The following is a 16,511-nucleotide window of genomic DNA, read 5'->3' as shown; positions in this document are numbered from 1 at the left end:
TTTCTGATAAACGCTCGAATAAGATTGATTGAATAATCAACCAGAGCTCCTCGAGAGCCCCAGAAAGCCCACCCCATGGCCGCGCCGGACAACAATGCGTTTCCGCTGGTAGCAATCGACCCGGTCGCCAATGGGCAGAACGAGTGGGTGGCGCTGTGCCTGTGCATCGAGCCCAGCCCTGAGCCCGGCCCTGAGCTGGGCCAGCGCCTGCAGGCCCTGTTCGGCACGCCCGACCTGCTGGCCGCGATCGCCCCGCTCGACGGCCTGCTGATGCTCGACGATCCCGCTGTCCTCACACCGCCTGTGCTGGCCCTGATGCCGGCCAACCGCATCGGCTTCGCCGTCGCTGCAGCTTCGCTGGCGCAGGACGGCGTGGCGCGCCGCCTCACCGAACTGCACGAACTTGGCTACCGTCTCTGGCTCGACGGCACGCCGCCGGCCGGCGTCAAGCCGCCGCCTGCGCTGCGCACGCTGGCGCGCGACTGCAGGCGCGATCCGGTGCCGGCAGGGCGTCTCGCTGCGCTGTTCGGACCGCACCTCGCACGCCGCGTCGACAGCGCCGCCGTGTTCGCCGAATGCGAGATGCTTGGTTTCGACTGGTTCAGCGGCGACTACCCCTGCGATCCGGCTTCGGCCGGCAGCGACACCCCGGACGGCAGCTCGCGCCGCCGCATCCTGACCCTGCTCGGACTGCTGTCGCGCGACGCCGATTCGCGCGAGATCGAACAACAGCTCAAGCAGGATCCGACCCTGTCCTATCACCTGCTCAAGCTGGTCAACTCGGCCGCCTTCGCGGTCAGCACCCAGATCACCAGCTTCAACCAGGCCATCAGCCTGCTCGGCCGGCGCCAGCTGCAGCGCTGGCTGCAGCTGCTGCTGTACGCGCGCCAGCAGGCCGACGGCCTGCCCAACCTGCTGCTGCCGCTGGCGGCCCGCCGCGGCGCCCAGCTGGAAGCGCTGTGCAAGCAGGACGGGGGCGAGCGCGACGACTGCGACCTGGCCTTCATGACCGGCGTGTTCTCGCTGCTCGACCGGCTGCTGCACATGCCGATGCCGGACATCGTCGCCGAGCTGCACCTGCCGCAGCACGTGTCGCAAGCCCTGCTGGCGCGCAGCGGCACCCTGGGGCGCTGGCTGCGCCTGACGGAAGCCCACCCCTCGCGCGAGACGCTCGAGGAAGCGGGCATCGATGCCGCCGGCTGGTGGAACAGCCAGTTGAACGCCTATCACTGGGCCATCCAGGTAGGACGGAATGTCTGACATGCAGCTCGTACCGGTTGACGCATCCCTGAATTTTGCCGACGGTACGGGCGCTGTCTGCGATGCCGTCCTGCGCCTGCGCGGCGAGGCCCTGCACGAAGAACTGGGCCGCGTCGCGGCCGCGCTGCTGGCCAGCCCGTCGGGGCGCTTCCTGCCGGGCGCCGGCGTCGCCACCCCCACCTGTGCCGGCCCGCTGCTGCGCCAGGTGGCGGCCGGCACCTCGGAGCAGTTCGGCGTCTACGAAGTGGCGGGGCGCGACGCCTATTCGGCCGAGGACGCGCGCCAGCTGGCCGCCCTGGCGCACCTGACCGCCTCGCTGCTGCAGGTGCATTCGCTGGCGGTGCGCTCGACCCATGCCTACGCCCAGATGGAAGCCCAGCTGGCGCACCAGTCGCAGATCCTCGACCAGATCCATGAGTCGGTGCTGACCATGGACCAGATGGGCTACATCACCAGCTGGAACCGCGGCGCCGAGGAACTGTTCGGCTACAGCGCGCTGGAAGCGATCGGCCGCAACATCCTGTTCCTGTACGCCGACGAGGACGAAGGCTTCCACGACAGCTTCGCGGAAGGGGGCGGGCGCATGATGGAAGTCCGGCGCCGCAAGAAATCGGGCGAGGTGTTCTGGGCCAGCCTGTCGCTGTCGCCGCTGCGCGACCTGGCCGAGCGCCCGATCGGCCTGATCGCCTACCTGACCGACATCACCGAGCGCAAGCAGGCCGAGGAACAGCTGCACCACCTGGCCTACTACGACGAACTTACCGGCCTGCCGAACCGCACCCTGTTCGCGCGCCTGGTCGACCAGGCCCTGATGGTCGCGCAGCGCAACGAGGCCGCCGGCTGCGTGCTGTTCGTCGACCTGAACCGCTTCAAGCGCATCAACGACACGCTGGGCCGCCGCATCGGCGACGAGCTGCTGCGCCAGGTCGCCCAGCGCCTGCGCGACACCCTGCGCGACGAGGACGTGGTGGCGCGCCTGTCGGGCGACGAATTCGCGGTCGGCCTGTTCGATATCCGCCAGCACTTCGAGGCCACCACGGTGGCGCAGAAGCTGCAGGCCTCGCTCGATGCGCCTTTCCTGATCGGCGGCCACGACCTGCGCGTGGGCGCCAGCATCGGCATCAGCGTCTACCCGCAGGACGGCAGCGAAGCCGAGACCCTGCTCGGCCTTGCCGACATCGCGATGGAGCGCGCCAAGCAGGCCGCGGCCAACCCCGACCGCAGCGTGGCCTTCTACAGCCAGGACATGAACGAGGGCATGCAGGAGCGCATGCGCATCGAATCCGGGCTGCGCCAGGCCCTGGGCAACGGTGAACTGATCCTGTACTACCAGCCGAAGTTCGAGATCGGCAGCGACCGCATCGTCGGCGCCGAGGCTTTGGTGCGCTGGCTGCACCCGACCCGCGGGGTGGTGCCCCCGAGCGAATTCATTCCGCTGGCCGAGAGCACCGGCCTGATCGTGCAGGTGGGCGAGTGGGTGCTGGAGCAGGCCTGCGCCCAGGCCGCGATCTGGCAGCGCGCCGGCGTGGCGCCGCTGCGCCTGGCGGTGAACGTGTCGGCGCGCGAATTCACGGCCTCGCTCCCGGCGCGGGTGGCGGACACGCTGGCACGCTACCAGCTGGATCCGTCCTGGCTGGAGCTGGAGATCACCGAGAGCACGCTGATGCACGACTTCGAGCGCGTCACCGCGATCATGGACCGCATCCATCAACTGGGCGTGGCGCTGTCGCTCGACGATTTCGGCACCGGCTATTCGAGCCTGTCCTACCTGAAGCGCTTCCCGATCGATACCTTGAAGATCGACCGCTCGTTCACGACCGGGATCCCGGAGGATGCGAGCGACTGCGCGATTGCCGGGACCATCATCAGCATGGCGCAGCAGCTTGGCCTGCGCGTGATCGCGGAAGGGGTGGAGACGCTGGAGCAGCTGGCCTTCCTGCGTGCGTCGGGGTGCGACGAGGTGCAGGGCTACCTGTACAGCAAGCCGCTGCCGGCCGTCGATTTCGAGCGGTGCTTGCGGGAGAACTGGCTGCTGGTGGCCTGATTGACTTCGCCGGCATTGATGAATTATGTATAATGCCGGTTCCTCACAGGAAGCGTGGCCGAGTGGTTGAAGGCAGCAGTCTTGAAAACTGCCGACGGGGGAACCCGTTCGTGAGTTCGAATCTCACCGCTTCCGCCAAGCATACTGAACAAGAGCCCCACAAGTTGGGGCTTTTTTTCGTCTCCTCATAGGAGAAATGTCAAAATCGGTGTCCATCGACGTCCACTAGAATCTACCTGCATCCCGCTCTTCGGAATGGGTAGGGCGGTGGGTAGGTTTGAGAGTGACGAATGTGGTCGAAAGGTGGGTACACCGATGAGCTACACGATCAACAAGCTTTCTGCGATCAAGGTGCGTTCTGTGACGCGCCCAGGGCTCTACGGCGACGGCGGCGGATTATGGCTGCAGGTGTCCAGAAGCGGATCGAAGAGCTGGATCTTTCGCTACGATCTCGCCGGACGGCGCCGCGAGATGGGACTTGGATCATGCATCACCGTCGATCTGGCGCTGGCGCGTGAGAAGGCGCGCGAATGCCGCCTGCTTCTGCTGGATAAGCGCGACCCGCTGGAGGTACGGGATAGAGCCCGAGCCGAGCATGCGCAGCGCCAGGCCAAGCGCGTGAACTTCGACGAATGCGCTGCATCGTACATCGACGCGCACCGTGGCAGTTGGAAAAGCGCCAAACATGCGGCGCAATGGGAGACGACGCTCGCCATGTATGCCAGTCCTGTCATCGGGTCGCTGCCGGTGGCCGACGTGGACACGGACCTGATCGTGAAGGTGCTCAGCCCTATCTGGAAAACGAAAAGTGAGACCGCGACACGCCTGCGCGGACGCATCGAGAGCATCCTGGACTGGGCGGCCACGCGCAAATTACGTCATGACGTAAATCCTGCGCGCTGGCGCGGGCACCTGGAAAACCTGCTCGCCAATCCGAACAAGATCGCACCGGTGAAGAACCATCCCGCGCTGCCATGGCGTGAAGTGGGCAGCTTCATGACGGAGCTGCGGCAACGCGAAGGTGTCTCGGCTCGGGCGATCGAGTTCGTGATCCTGACGGCGTGCCGGTCGGGTGAGGTGCGCGGCGCGACCTGGGATGAGATCGACCTCGGAGCGAAGCTGTGGACGATCCCCGCCGGGCGCATGAAGGCAGGGAAGGAGCACCGCGTGCCGCTGTCCACCGGTTCGATAGTCCTCCTGCGTGCGCTGGAGCGCCGTGGGGGCTTTGTTTTTCCAGGACGTGACGCGAAGACGACGCTGTCAGACATGAGTCTGACGGCCGTTCTGCGGCGAATGGAGCGCAGTGACATTACTGTTCACGGTTTCCGTTCGACGTTCCGCGACTGGTGCGCGGAGTGGGAGGGCAACTCGTTCCCGCGTGAGGTATGTGAACACGCACTGGCGCACAAGCTGCCGGACAGGGTGGAGGCGGCATACAGGCGCGGAGACCTGCTCGACAAGCGTGTGATCGTGATGCAGGCATGGGCCGACTATTGCGCGACCGACCAAACCGCTGCGAGTTAGTCGCGCAAGAACGCAGCTGAGTGGCTTCCGAAACTCTGGAGGATTACGTCATGACGTAATCAGCTGCGCCGCGTTGCCAGTCAAGTGCAGTCTGGGGTAAGTACAAGCTGCTCCTTGATTGCGCCTGGTTCCCATGGGCGCAAACCCTGATCCTTTGCCAAGCGAATGCGCTGTACTTTCATCGCATCGATCAGGTCTGCCAGAGAAGCGGCAGTCTCCAGCATCGGCAGGGTTTGCTCGGCTTCGAGGAAGAAGCGGTGACGCGCCTCGCATCCCGCCGACAGGAAGGCCTCTTCCCACCATTCGGTGATCCGATCGCTGGCGCGTTCCAGTCCGGTCTGGGTGACCAGGCGGTTCGACTTCTCGTTGTTGATCCGCTTCGATGCGGGCATCAAGTTCCAGGCATCTCCGCAGGGCCATGCAGCAAAAGGAAAGCAATGGTCGATGTCGTAGTCATCCCGTAGGCGCTGGCCCGACCAGACGCAGTAGATGGACTTGCCCCGCGTGCGAAGCCGTTCGACGGCGGCACGCGCAAAGCTGGTGTCGCGCTCGGGATCTGCCCAGGCAAGTAGCGAATATGCAGTCTGGCCGAGTGCCGGGCCAGGTTGCCCCGCGTAGGACTCCATCAGGCGCACCCATTCCGCAACGAGGACCGGCTCGACCCACACGTTGTAGTGGCTGAGCGCATCCCAGATCTGGAGCGGAACATGAAATTCGCCGAAGCTCCACAGGAAAGGGTCATCGATGCGCAGGCTCGATGGGGTCGATGTACGGCGTTGGTGCCTGATGTGGAAGATGTTCTCGTCGCTCGCCGGCCAGCGCAGGTACTTGACCGGCATTTCGCGTATCAGCCTGGAGATCTCCCACAGGCTGCCGTGAAGGTGCCGCGCTGTGTCGTCGTAGAACGCCATCCCCGCACGGAGGTCCACCGGGCGAATCGGACGCAAGGCCGTAAAGTTGTTGGTCACGAATCCCGGTGCGTTCCCGGCCCGGTTGGGCGGCATTTGAGGAAGCCCACCCTCGATGAGCGGCTTGTACATGCGTAGCCAAAAGAGCGCCACCAGGCCCATTGGCAGGACAACGAAGTCCGGTTCGTGGCGGGCAGCTCCGGCCGCGGTATCGGCGATCCTGGCGAGGATACGTAGCAGTGCAATCTTGTAGGTCGATGACTTCCCGTCGGTGAGGATCAAGTGGCGTAGAAGCGGAAGTGCGCCCAAGCCATCATCCGGTAGGCCAAGGACCGCCGTCGTCCACGAAATGCCCGGCCGACCCAGCCTGTCTGGGCTGTCGTCGGTGCGCACCAGCCTGAGGCCGAACTGCTGGGCCATCGCCGTCAGCTCCGGCAGCGTCACCTCGTACATGGCGCGATCGGTATCCGGTGGGCCGATGCGAAGGCTGATGGCGATGCGTCCATTTGGCGACAGCAGCGTCGCGAGCTTTCGCAGGGCACGCTGGCGTGCAGCCGGTGGAACGTGCATCCAGACCGCAGAGAGCAGGATTAGATCGAAGCTAAGTCCCAGCCGGCGTACCTGGGCCAGGTCCGGCAGGCTGTCAGCCACCCAGTGAATGCGTGGCGAAGGGTGGCGCTGGCGCGCCAGCGTACGCATCGCTTCCGAGGGCTCGGCGGCGACGACATCGTATCCTTTGGCCGCAAACCAGGCAGCGTCCCTTCCGGAACCGGCGCCGACGTCCAGAATCGTCGCGCCGGGCGGTGGTAGCAGATCCAGCAGGGCAGGGTGCACATGCTCGAAGGTCAGCGATTCGTACTGGGAAGCGAGCTGCTCGGCGTTCTGATCGTAGTGAGGAATGGTCTGCATGACCTTCGGTATGTTTTGTCGACTCATCAATTGTATGCCGAAGCATGCTGCCGTAGAGCAATCGATCTGTTTGCAATCGTATGCAAATCCAATGGATTCGATGCCTCCAGTCTGCATCCCGTTCAGGCACTCCAGAACAGGAGATTTTGAACAAAATGTCGGCAAATATGGATAAGTGCCGATGTTTTGTGTAGACTGGCTTCATGAGTCAACAAGCTGAACGAATTCTTGAGCTTGCCCGGTCCAAAGGCATACTGCGTACACGAGACGTGGACGATGCCGGTGCATCGCGCGCACTGCTGGCCTCGTTGACCGACGAAGGCCGTCTGCTCAAACTCGGCCGAGGCCTGTACACATTGCCCGACCGGTCTGCGTCCGAGTACGAGAGCTTTGCCGAGGTAACGACACGCAGCGGAAGTGGGGTGCTATGCCTGCTTTCCGCGCTGCGTTTTCATGAGCTGACCACGCAGCAGTCATCCGACGTCTGGCTCGCCATCCCGCACAAGGCTCGTGCTCCGCGTTTCGATTATCCGCCGCTGCGGGTAGTCCGCATGTCGGGACCGGCGATGACCGAGGGCGTTGACATTGCAGACCTTGCTGGCGCCCAGGTGCGCGTGTTCAGCGTGGCGAAGACGGTTGCTGACTGTTTCAAGTTCCGCAACAAGATTGGCCTCGATGTTGCGCTCGAAGCCCTGCGCGAAGCCTGGAACGGTAAGCGGGCGACAATGGACGAACTGTGGCGCTATGCGGAGATCTGCAGGGTAGCAAACGTCATGCGTCCGTATCTGGAAGCTGTGGGGGCGGCATGAAAGCAGCGAATCGTGCTGCATCGGTTCGCGCACGGCTTCTGAACCGCGCTCGGGCCGACAGGATGGACTTCAACCTGATCCTGACGCGGTATTCGCTCGAGCGGCTGCTATACCGTTTGAGTGTGTCGCCCTGGGCCGATCAGTTCCTGCTGAAGGGGGCGCTCCTCTTCGACCTGTGGTTCGACCAGCCGCACCGGCCAACCCGGGACATCGACTTGCTTGGCTTCGGACCTTCCGAGCTTGACGACCTGATCGAGGTCTTTCAGCAGGTCTGTGTTCAGCCATCCGATGACGGGATGGTCTTCGACCAGGGCAGCGTGCAGGCGGCGCGGATTCGCAAGGAAGCCAACTATGAAGGCGTGCGAGTTACACTGCTCGGCACACTGGACGGTGCGCGCTGCTTGGTGCAGATCGACGTTGGATACGGCGATGCTGTGACGCCAGCAGCAGAGCTGGTGCAGTTTCCCGCACTTCTAGAGGATGTACCGCCACCATCGCTGCGTGCGTATCCCGTGTACACCGTGATCGCTGAAAAGTACGAAGCGATCGTTAGCTTGGGCATGGCGAATACCCGCCTGAAAGATTACTTCGACCTTTGGTTCCTTGCAACCTATGCTGAGATCGATGAGACCATTCTTCCTCAGGCGATTCAAGCGACGTTTGTCCGCCGAAGAACTGAGGTGCCGAAGGGAGCGCCCCTTGGACTATCTGACGCTTTTGCGGATAGTCCATTCAAACAGCAGCAGTGGCAAGCCTTCCTCTCGAAAAGCAAACTTAAAGCGCCGGGCCTGACGGAAGTGACGGCCGCGCTGCGCCGTCTCTTTGGTTTAGTCGACTGACCACAGGTGCTCCGGGGCTAGGTGGAAGGCCGTATCTGAGCTGCATTCGTTCGATATGACACCGGCACCTCTCTTCGGCGCCGCGGCAAGCAAGGAATTGCATTCTCGACGGCTAGCGCGAATGCACTGCACCGCCCACTGCTCGACTTCGCTCTTGATCCATGCCGTTGATCGACCCTGGAGCTTCACCGGCTTCGGAAACGCGCCCCTCATAATCGCGTCGTAGACACTGCTGCGCGACTTTCCGCAGATCGCCATCACCTCCTTCAGTCTGATGAATCGAATGTCGGCACAGTTGCACGATGCGCGACGCTCGATAACGGTGTCAATCGCTTGCTGATCCATGTATGCCTCCAGTGTGGATGTGAGAAGTGGTCTTATGGCCGCGTCGGCCAATTCATTCAGTATCGCGTCGCTTCAGTTGCGCAAGCGCGTCTGGCAGGGTCATCTGGTGGAGATGCTGAACGGCAGTTTGCCTTCGGGTGACTGCTGAGGTATTGCGCAAATTCCGGTGTCGGCACCGTTCATATGCGGATCGAACGCGTTGAAGACTGCTTCTTGGAGTTCGGTTCTTCGGGCAGGATAGACTGCTGTCTTAAAACGTTAACGTTGTACTAGAACTCGGGGAAGCTCACGCGCACGCTAAAACGCAACAAGTACCCATATTGCATGCGGTTACTTGTTGCCTGATGGATTCTAAGTCTATATCAACATCTCGTAGTGACGCATCAATTTCCTCAGAGTATAATTTCCTAACGATAATTCACACAAATTTATATGGCAAAATCTTCTTCAACGTTGGCAGACATTCTGTTCCCTGGTGCGCTCGATCAGCAGGACTTTGCCGAGGGCATTTTGAGTATTCCTCCAGAGCAGCGCAAGCTTCATACGGAAACTTATGACTTCACTGTAGACACTGTGGTGGAACGTTTAGAGAACAAAACAGTATTTATTCCGGAGTTCCAGAGAAAATATGTATGGAAAGATACTCAAGCTTCGCGCTTGATTGAGTCTCTGATTATCCAGTGTCCGATTCCAGTTATTTATCTAAATCAAGAAAGCAACGAAACACTGGCGGTAATTGATGGTAATCATCGACTGACATCTATAGCGCGGTATCTCAAGAATGAGTTCACACTTAAAGGGCTTACCGCCTATCCGGAGTTAGAGGGGCTCCGATTTCATGAGTTAGATCCACGATTCCAGCGGCACATTCGGAATCGAACCTTAAGGTGTATTGTAATTTTGAAAGACACGCATCCACAAGTTAAGTTCGATGTGTTTGAGCGACTAAATACTGGGGCAGTGAAGCTCACTCCACAGGAGCTTCGTCATGGTATTTATTACGGAGATCTTATTACTCTTGCGACAAAAGTCGCCAATGAAACAAAATTTGCACAGGCACTTGATATCAAAGATGACAAGCGAATGAAGGCGGAAGAGTTAATTCTGCGCTATTGGGCGTTGTCTGAAAATTATGAGGCATATCGTAAGCCGCTGGCCGGTTTCATTAATACATACGCCGAGCAAAGCCGCCATTTAAGTGATCAGCAAAAGAGCTATCTAGAAGAGTCATTTGTTTCCACACTCAATAAAGTTCGTGAAGTGTTTGGTGAATTTGCCTTTAAGATCTACGACGAAAAGGGAAATGTCGAAAGCCGGTTCAACTCAGCTTTATATGACGGGGAAATGCTAGGAGTTCGTCAAACTGTCATGGAGGGGCTACGATTTAAAACGCCTAAGCAGATCCATGCTGGTTTGGTTTCGGTCATGAGGAAAGACGAAAACTTCCGGAGGGCAATAGGACAGGCAACAAGTGATGAAGGACAGCTGCGTATCCGAGTTGGTGCAATGAAAAAGCTATTCGCTGCTTAAAATGGCCTATGTCATTAGCAAACATCGGCAACGTGTTAATGTTGAACTCGATACCGTAAAGACAAAGCTTCAGTGCGCCGACGACCCAAGTATTTCTAGTGACTTGCGTGATTACGCTATCGCAGCAGCGATTTTCTTGGCTCATGCTGAGTTCGAAAATTATTTCGTTGATGCTCTTGACGGAGTTGCGAACACATATAGTCACGCGGCTCCAGATACATCAAAATTACCTGCCGCACTTAGGTCTCACTTGATTTCTGAGAAGCTTGGACTTAACTCCGTAGCAATTAAGATAGTAGCGCGAACCGGCGAACATGAAGTGCTTCAATGTATTGATAAATGGTTTAGTTCTCCCGATTCCGTTTTGTTGACGGGCGCTCAGCCATTAAACCATTTCGGTGGAGAGCATATTTACGGTGATTATCGGTATCCTTCAGTAAAGAACATCGAACGCGTTCTTCGAAGAATCGGAGTTGGGGATCCAAAAGGAGTGTTGAATAGACAGTTACGTCGCGATGTAATTGCGTTGTTAGAATCGATTGCAGGCTTAAGAACTGCATTAGCTCATTCGGCGACTCTACCTGGAGTAAGCATTATGGACGTATTAGCCCGAATTGATGGTTTAAAGAACTTTATTGAGGCACTTGATCGTGTTCTATACTTGCAAGTGAAATCAACATTATTGGATGTAGATTGGCAAATTAACATGTGCTGAAACATAGGTGCAGCCCTTTTTTGCAAATGTTTACATTAACTCTCGGCTCTAGCTTGCCAGCTTAAATGCATAATTGGCTTTTCAAAATCCTCGGTAATGATGAAAGGAATCGACTTGATAGCGGTACTAAGACGCTTATCGTCATCCTTTTTTACGTAATTGTCGCAGTCTTAGTACTTATGATGGTCCTTCTTTATGTTAATTATACGGGCACGCAGGGGGTGATAAGCCATACTTAGGAACTTTTGGCGATTTTTTTGGAGGTGTTCTCAATCCAATTTTGACTTTGGGTACGTTAATTGGGTTGTCTGCAACAGTTATTTTGCAAAGAATATCGTTGCGCGCCTCCAAATTGCAAGCTTTTGAAACAACATTATTTAATATGCTGGCTTTGCATAATAACATCGTTCAGCAGTTGCGCTTTAATAAGTCAATGTTAGGTGATCGTAACCGCTCATTTGCTGCGTATAAAACGACTATTGAAATCGGTCAAATAAAATACTCTCCGCCAGAAGATGTGGAAGGTAGAAGCGTTTTCAAGGCCATTTTATTGACTCTGAATAACTTGGCTAAGACTGGTCAGCATGCGCTTGTAAAGGTATATAAAGAAGACCTGCAAGATAAACACAACTATGTGCTCGGTCACTACTTCAGAAACTTGTATCAGATTCTACGACTCATTGACCGGAACCATGGGGAGATCCTCAGCACAAGTCAGGCCAATGAATACACAGCAATCATACGTTCTCAACTGTCTGCCCATGAACTCGCACTGTTGTTTTTAAATTGTCAGCACGAAGTAGTGGACAGTGGGAAATTTCAAGCTTTGTTAATTAAATACGAGGTGTTGGAGCACCTGCCTTTGCGATTTGATTTGGCGACACGTATGTTAGATGCGATTGACTTCCATGTTGACGAAGAATTTTTAAGGCATTATTTTGCGCGAATTAGAGTGCCACATAATGGCATAGGCGTACGCTTTGAAGTCACGTCTGGCGCGTATGGGACAAATCGTGCCGTGGCCGAATATCTGAGTTTTTTGAAATGAGAGGTCCTTCGGAATTGTTGATAAACCTAACCCAGAAGATAAAATATGTGGATTATTGCATGCGATTGAAGTTTAACGACTGCCCTGAGATCAATAGAAAATCATAGAGCTATGGCTGCCACACTTGGGTTGGATAGAATCAAAATTTTCTTGGTGCTCATTGGTATTTGTGGAGCATCGCTAGCTTTTGTTGCAGGCGTTTTTGTCGGCAATGCTATACCTAGATACAGTACGTTTTCCCCAGATACATTGTCAGCATGGGTTACGGCAGCGGCCACCGTGGTTATAACTCTTTTAACTTTTGTGCTTGCACTCGAAACGTGGAGGCTTCGAGCCGCGCAGACTGAACAAATTGCTGCACTACATCGGGAAAGCATACAACCTAATGTTTCTCTTGCATTAATAAATAGTCTGGCCGGTATTCACTTTATGGATGCGAGAGTAAAAAATTCAGGGAGAGGAATTGCTAGGAAAATACGGTTTACCTTTTTAAATCGCGACGGAACTTTGGCGACAATCAATAGTTGTCCAATAATCAAGCCGTTCAAAAAATTGGCGATGATTGATCACGGAATTGAGTCGTTAGGCGTCGGACAAGAATTGTCGAGCTTTGTATTCAGCTTTCTAGATCTCGCTCGAGAAATTGGTCAAGATATATTTGTGCCATACTTAAATATCTTAATTGATTATGAAGACGTTGAAGGGCGCCGTTACACGAATTCATTTGTTGTCGATTTTGTTCAGTACAAGGGTATTAGTCAGCTTGGAGGTGATCGCTTCAATGGCATAACCTCAGAACTAAGGTCTCTTCGTGCAACGATTGAGAAGGTTGTCACTCCAAATGAGCGACTTGGCGTTGACATATATAGTTCACACGATCGCCAAGCCGAGGCAAGCAATTAACTATCATGCCTTGTAGTCGCATTTGTAGTGGGTACGCCTGTGGGTAGACGGGGCATGCATGTAATTTTTCATAGTAGAGTTCGCCGGACACCGCTTCCGCCAAGCATGCTGAACAAGAGCCCCATACCTTGGGGCTTTTTTTTCGTCTCCTCAACGAAGCTGCGATTACATTGACAATGTTGCCGGACAGACATAGTATCAGTATCGATCAACTGTTCTCAAGTCCATAACAATGTTCGCGTTGACACGCGCCGCTCGCAAAACCAATGAAAAAAATTTCCCAGCTTGCTGCCCTAGCCATTCTTGGCGCCTGCGGTGGGCAGGCCGAACATCAAAGCGCCGCGATTTCGACCAGAACAGCCGGTTCCCTTAGCGCGAGCACAGCGGCGTCGCTCCACAGCGTGACGATACGGGCTTACCGGTTTGAGCACAGCATCGCCCGGGCCCTTGACGGCAGCATCGCTGTCACCCGACTGGCGGACGGGAGCATTACTAGCTATCCGGCGTCGACATTGACGCTCGAGTTTGCCGACCGTTTGATTTCATTCGATGAAGAAGGAATTCCCGGTAAGGCCTATCGGCTCTACCAGGCCGCATTCAACCGAAAACCCGATCAGTCGGGGCTCGGATTCTGGATCAGCTCCCTGGCAAGCGGCAATACGCTTGATCAGGTCTCCGCGCAGTTTGTCGCGTCGGCCGAATTCAAGGCGAAGTATGGCAGTGTCGACGACCGGCAGTTCGTTGATCTGGTCTATCAGAATGTCTTGCATCGCAGTCCGGATCAGGCCGGATTCGACTATTGGCTGGAAGCGATGCGAAAGGGGCTCTCGCGGCCTGGTTTGCTGAGTTTTTTCAGCGAAAGCCAGGAGAACAAGAGCAACGTAGCGCCTGAGGTGCGCCGGGGCATTGCCTTCTACCCTTATGGGAGCAGCACTGGCCCGGTCGCGCCATCGATTTTCAGGCAGCCTGCCCAGTTAACGGACATCGCGCCAAGTCCTGAGGCATTGCAGGGGGCCGCGCAATTGGTGCTGCCGGCCAAACCGCTGTTGAGCGGATATCCGCAGGCCGACTCCGACAACCAGATCATCGTCATCCAGGCGGTGCAGACCGAAGACGGGACCTTCGGTCCGTTCCCGATGCGCATACTCGGTGACGGCACGCTCGCGCCACTCGGCACGCCAGTGGCCACCAGCCAGCCGGCCGTGGCCAGGTACGATGCATCGTCGGGTGTGCTGCGAATGGATCTGCTCACCATCGGGCAGCATCACTATGCTGATGCACGCTGGCAGATCCAGAGGAACGGCAGCTTCCGTCTCGTTGCGGCGCGAGCGCCTGTGTTCAGCGACTATGTAGAGCTGCTTCAGGACGTGTTCGTCGGCGGCAAGGTCGACACACACTATTCGCTCGTGACGAGCATTCAACAGTTGCAGACAGGCGGACAAGGCGATGTCCTCATGCTCGGCAATACCTATTGGGATTTCAGCCGTACTGGCCTGGACCGATACCGCCAGGGACCGCAGAATCTCTTGAAATGGACCGGCACCCGCTTTGAAGACGTGTCCACAACGCTCGTCGCTGGTGGGATCCCCACCATGTACCAAGTCGAGTCGGAGAAGATGCTTGCCGACTTCAATGGCGACGGCCGCCTGGACGTGGTACTCGGCGGTAACGGGCCGGATGGTGATGGAAATACAGGGGAGCCGACCTACGCCTTGATTTCCACGGGAGCGCAAGGCTACAAGCTCGTCCCGGTTCCGAACAACGCCGGACTGGCAGGAAGCAACTCCTGGGTGCATGGCGGCGCAGCGCTCAAACTGCGCGACAGATCCTCGCCTGTCGCCTTCATCGGGGACTTTACGTTCGGGCCAAGCTATTTGGTCGAGTTCGGCAAGGACGGCACCGCCGCAAAACTGGATGGACGCCTGCCGGCATACGTCGGGCAAGGATCCGCGGCGATGAATGGTCACTTCAAGAGCGCCGACTTCCCGGTCACCGCCGCGCTCGGGGTTGATCTCGACAATGACGGCATCGACGAACTGGTGCTCGGCAGCCTGTATTCCTACAGCGCGGCGGAAGTTGCGCCGGAGCTGAACCAGATCCATACGATGGTGCTGAAACAGGATGCGCATGGGAGCTTCGCAGCCAGCGCGCCAATTGCATTGCCGAATGGGCCTTTCGCCAAACAGGGATGCTGGCAGAAGGCCGATTGCGGCAGCCTGACTGTCAAACAGATCGCTACTGCGGACTTCAACGCGGATGGCTTGGCCGATCTGCTGATCACGCACCATTACTACGGACCAGTGTACGGATCCGCAACGCAGCTCCTGCTCAACAAGGGCAAGCTGCAGTTCGAGGACGCGACAGCGAAGTGGTTCGGAAACGCGCTTCAGTTCACGGGCGCCTCGTACATCCACAGCTACCCTTATGACCTCAACGGCGATGGTTGTGCCGACCTCGTGCTGCGTGGCGATGAGATCAACGGCGCCAAGCCCAGGCTCTTCCTCGCCAATTGCAGCGGCCAAGTCGCTGACCACTCGGCTTCTCTCCAGGCCCTGATGCCGTCCGGATCGAAATACATGCATGGTGGCGTGCCCGTTTCCCTTGGCGGCAAGCCGGCCATCCTGTTGTTCAACATGATGGGCAGTGCTGCACGTTTTAGTGCCGTGCGATTCAAATATCCGATGCCGGCGCCGCTTGGTCCTTAGGTAAATGATCGAACTCCATGGCCGGCTTGGACATGGACAGGCTGTATCGATGATCGAAGTCGATAGTCCGATTGAATGAAGGGTGCCGCACTACCGAGCCGCATCCCGCATCGGTTATTCGACCGATACCGCCCTGACAAGCTTCTCCCTACACTGGACTCACTTAACCACCACACCAGGGAGAACACCATGACCACCATCCAGACTTCGCTGCGCCTGCTCGCCGCCACTGCCGCCTTCGCCGCCGTCGCCACCCATGCCAGCGCCGCAACGGTCGACGGCAGCGCCAAGCCTTCCGTCGTCATCGTGCACGGAGCCTTCGCCGACGGTTCCGACTGGTCCAGGGTCATCCCCCTGCTGCAGGCCAAGGGCGTCAAGGTCACCGCCGTCCAGAACCCGCTCACCTCCCTGGCCGACGACGTCGCCGCGACCCGCCGCGCCATCGCGGCCCAGCCGGGCAAGGTGGTGCTGGTGGGCCACTCCTGGGGCGGCACCGTGATCACCGAAGCGGGCCAGCACGACAAGGTCGGCAGCCTGGTGTACGTCGCCGCCTTCGCACCGGATGCCGGCAAGTCCACCGCCGACACCGGCGAGGGCTACCCTGCAGCTCCCGGCATCAAGCGCTTCGTCGCCGACGCCGAAGGTTTCCTGAGCCTGCCCGATGCCGCGATGCGCGAAGACTTCGCCCAGGACGTACCGGCGGCGCAGGCCGCCGTCATGACCGCCACCCAGGGTCCGATCCAGGCCAAGGCCTTCGCCGACAAGGTCAGCAACGCGGCCTGGACCACCAAGCCCTCGTGGTTCATCGTCGCCTCCCGCGACCGCATGATCGACCCCAGCCTGCTGCGCGCGATGGCGAAGAAGATCAACGCGAAAACCACCGAGCTGCCGTCCAGCCACGTGCCGCAGCAATCGCGCCCAGCCGAGGTGGCGAAGGTGATCCTCGACGCCGTCGCGTCAACCAAGTAAGCC

General features: G+C 57.9%; 13 protein-coding genes and 1 tRNA gene. 12 read left to right on the top strand and 2 right to left on the bottom strand.

From position 1 onward, the window contains the following. Positions 1-75 precede the first annotated feature (75 nt). The 4 genes from AC56LK_RS12390 (at position 76) to AC56LK_RS12375 (ending at position 4,828) form a co-directional block, all read left to right on the top strand. Positions 76-1,260 (top strand): EAL and HDOD domain-containing protein, encoded by a 1,185-nt coding sequence (locus tag AC56LK_RS12390; protein WP_497184813.1) that lies wholly within the window; start codon positions 76-78, stop codon positions 1,258-1,260. A gap of 1 nt (position 1,261) precedes the next feature. Further along, on the top strand, positions 1,262-3,304 hold the full coding sequence (locus AC56LK_RS12385) for a putative bifunctional diguanylate cyclase/phosphodiesterase (protein WP_497184812.1): 2,043 nt from the start codon (positions 1,262-1,264) through the stop codon (positions 3,302-3,304). 48 nt (positions 3,305-3,352) lie between these two features. Further along, a tRNA-Ser gene (locus tag AC56LK_RS12380) sits at positions 3,353-3,442 on the top strand. A gap of 177 nt (positions 3,443-3,619) precedes the next feature. Then, the gene (locus AC56LK_RS12375; RefSeq protein WP_497184811.1) at positions 3,620-4,828 is read left to right on the top strand and encodes a tyrosine-type recombinase/integrase; all 1,209 of its coding nucleotides are present in this window, start codon (positions 3,620-3,622) and stop codon (positions 4,826-4,828) included. 80 nt (positions 4,829-4,908) lie between these two features. Here the strand turns inward: AC56LK_RS12375 and AC56LK_RS12370 are convergent, their stop codons facing one another. Continuing rightward, complete coding sequence (locus AC56LK_RS12370; protein WP_497184810.1) at positions 4,909-6,645, bottom strand: class I SAM-dependent methyltransferase; 1,737 nt, start codon at positions 6,643-6,645, stop codon at positions 4,909-4,911. A gap of 203 nt (positions 6,646-6,848) precedes the next feature. Between AC56LK_RS12370 and AC56LK_RS12365 the strand changes: the two genes are divergently transcribed. Beyond that, positions 6,849-7,454 (top strand): type IV toxin-antitoxin system AbiEi family antitoxin domain-containing protein, encoded by a 606-nt coding sequence (locus tag AC56LK_RS12365; RefSeq protein ID WP_497184809.1) that lies wholly within the window; start codon positions 6,849-6,851, stop codon positions 7,452-7,454. Continuing rightward, positions 7,451-8,293: a nucleotidyl transferase AbiEii/AbiGii toxin family protein gene (locus tag AC56LK_RS12360; protein ID WP_497184808.1), complete on the top strand. Its 843-nt coding sequence runs from the start codon at positions 7,451-7,453 to the stop codon at positions 8,291-8,293. Before AC56LK_RS12365 ends, AC56LK_RS12360 begins: the two co-directional genes overlap by 4 nt. Here AC56LK_RS12360 and AC56LK_RS12355 read toward each other — a convergent pair. Next, a complete protein-coding gene (locus AC56LK_RS12355) occupies positions 8,282-8,638 on the bottom strand; it encodes a helix-turn-helix transcriptional regulator (protein WP_497184807.1) in 357 nt (118 codons plus the stop codon). The genes AC56LK_RS12360 and AC56LK_RS12355 overlap by 12 nt on opposite strands. A 432-nt stretch (positions 8,639-9,070) precedes the next feature. Here AC56LK_RS12355 and AC56LK_RS12350 point away from each other — a divergent pair, with 432 nt between their 5' ends. The 6 genes from AC56LK_RS12350 to AC56LK_RS12325 all read left to right on the top strand — a co-directional run bounded on the left by AC56LK_RS12350 (position 9,071) and on the right by AC56LK_RS12325 (position 16,508). After that, positions 9,071-10,168, top strand: coding sequence for a GmrSD restriction endonuclease domain-containing protein (locus tag AC56LK_RS12350; RefSeq protein WP_497184806.1), 1,098 nt, complete (start codon positions 9,071-9,073; stop codon positions 10,166-10,168). Position 10,169: 1 nt separating this feature from the next. Then, positions 10,170-10,883 (top strand): HEPN domain-containing protein, encoded by a 714-nt coding sequence (locus AC56LK_RS12345; protein ID WP_497184805.1) that lies wholly within the window; start codon positions 10,170-10,172, stop codon positions 10,881-10,883. A gap of 337 nt (positions 10,884-11,220) precedes the next feature. Further along, the gene (locus AC56LK_RS12340) at positions 11,221-11,931 is read left to right on the top strand and encodes a putative phage abortive infection protein (RefSeq protein WP_497184804.1); all 711 of its coding nucleotides are present in this window, start codon (positions 11,221-11,223) and stop codon (positions 11,929-11,931) included. Between the two features lie 111 nt (positions 11,932-12,042). Next, positions 12,043-12,834, top strand: a complete 792-nt coding sequence (locus tag AC56LK_RS12335) for a DUF8453 domain-containing protein (protein WP_497184803.1) — start codon at positions 12,043-12,045, stop codon at positions 12,832-12,834. A gap of 266 nt (positions 12,835-13,100) precedes the next feature. Next, positions 13,101-15,539 carry a DUF4214 domain-containing protein gene (locus AC56LK_RS12330; RefSeq protein ID WP_497184802.1) on the top strand — a complete coding sequence of 813 codons (2,439 nt, stop codon included), beginning with the start codon at positions 13,101-13,103 and terminating at the stop codon, positions 15,537-15,539. A gap of 189 nt (positions 15,540-15,728) precedes the next feature. After that, entirely contained in the window at positions 15,729-16,508 is a 780-nt protein-coding gene (locus AC56LK_RS12325) for an alpha/beta fold hydrolase (protein ID WP_497184801.1), read from the top strand. Positions 16,509-16,511 lie beyond the last annotated feature (3 nt).

The sequence above is a fragment of the Telluria sp. ZB4P36 genome (genome assembly GCF_059685865.1).
This window is presented reverse-complemented; position numbering and strand designations above follow the sequence as displayed.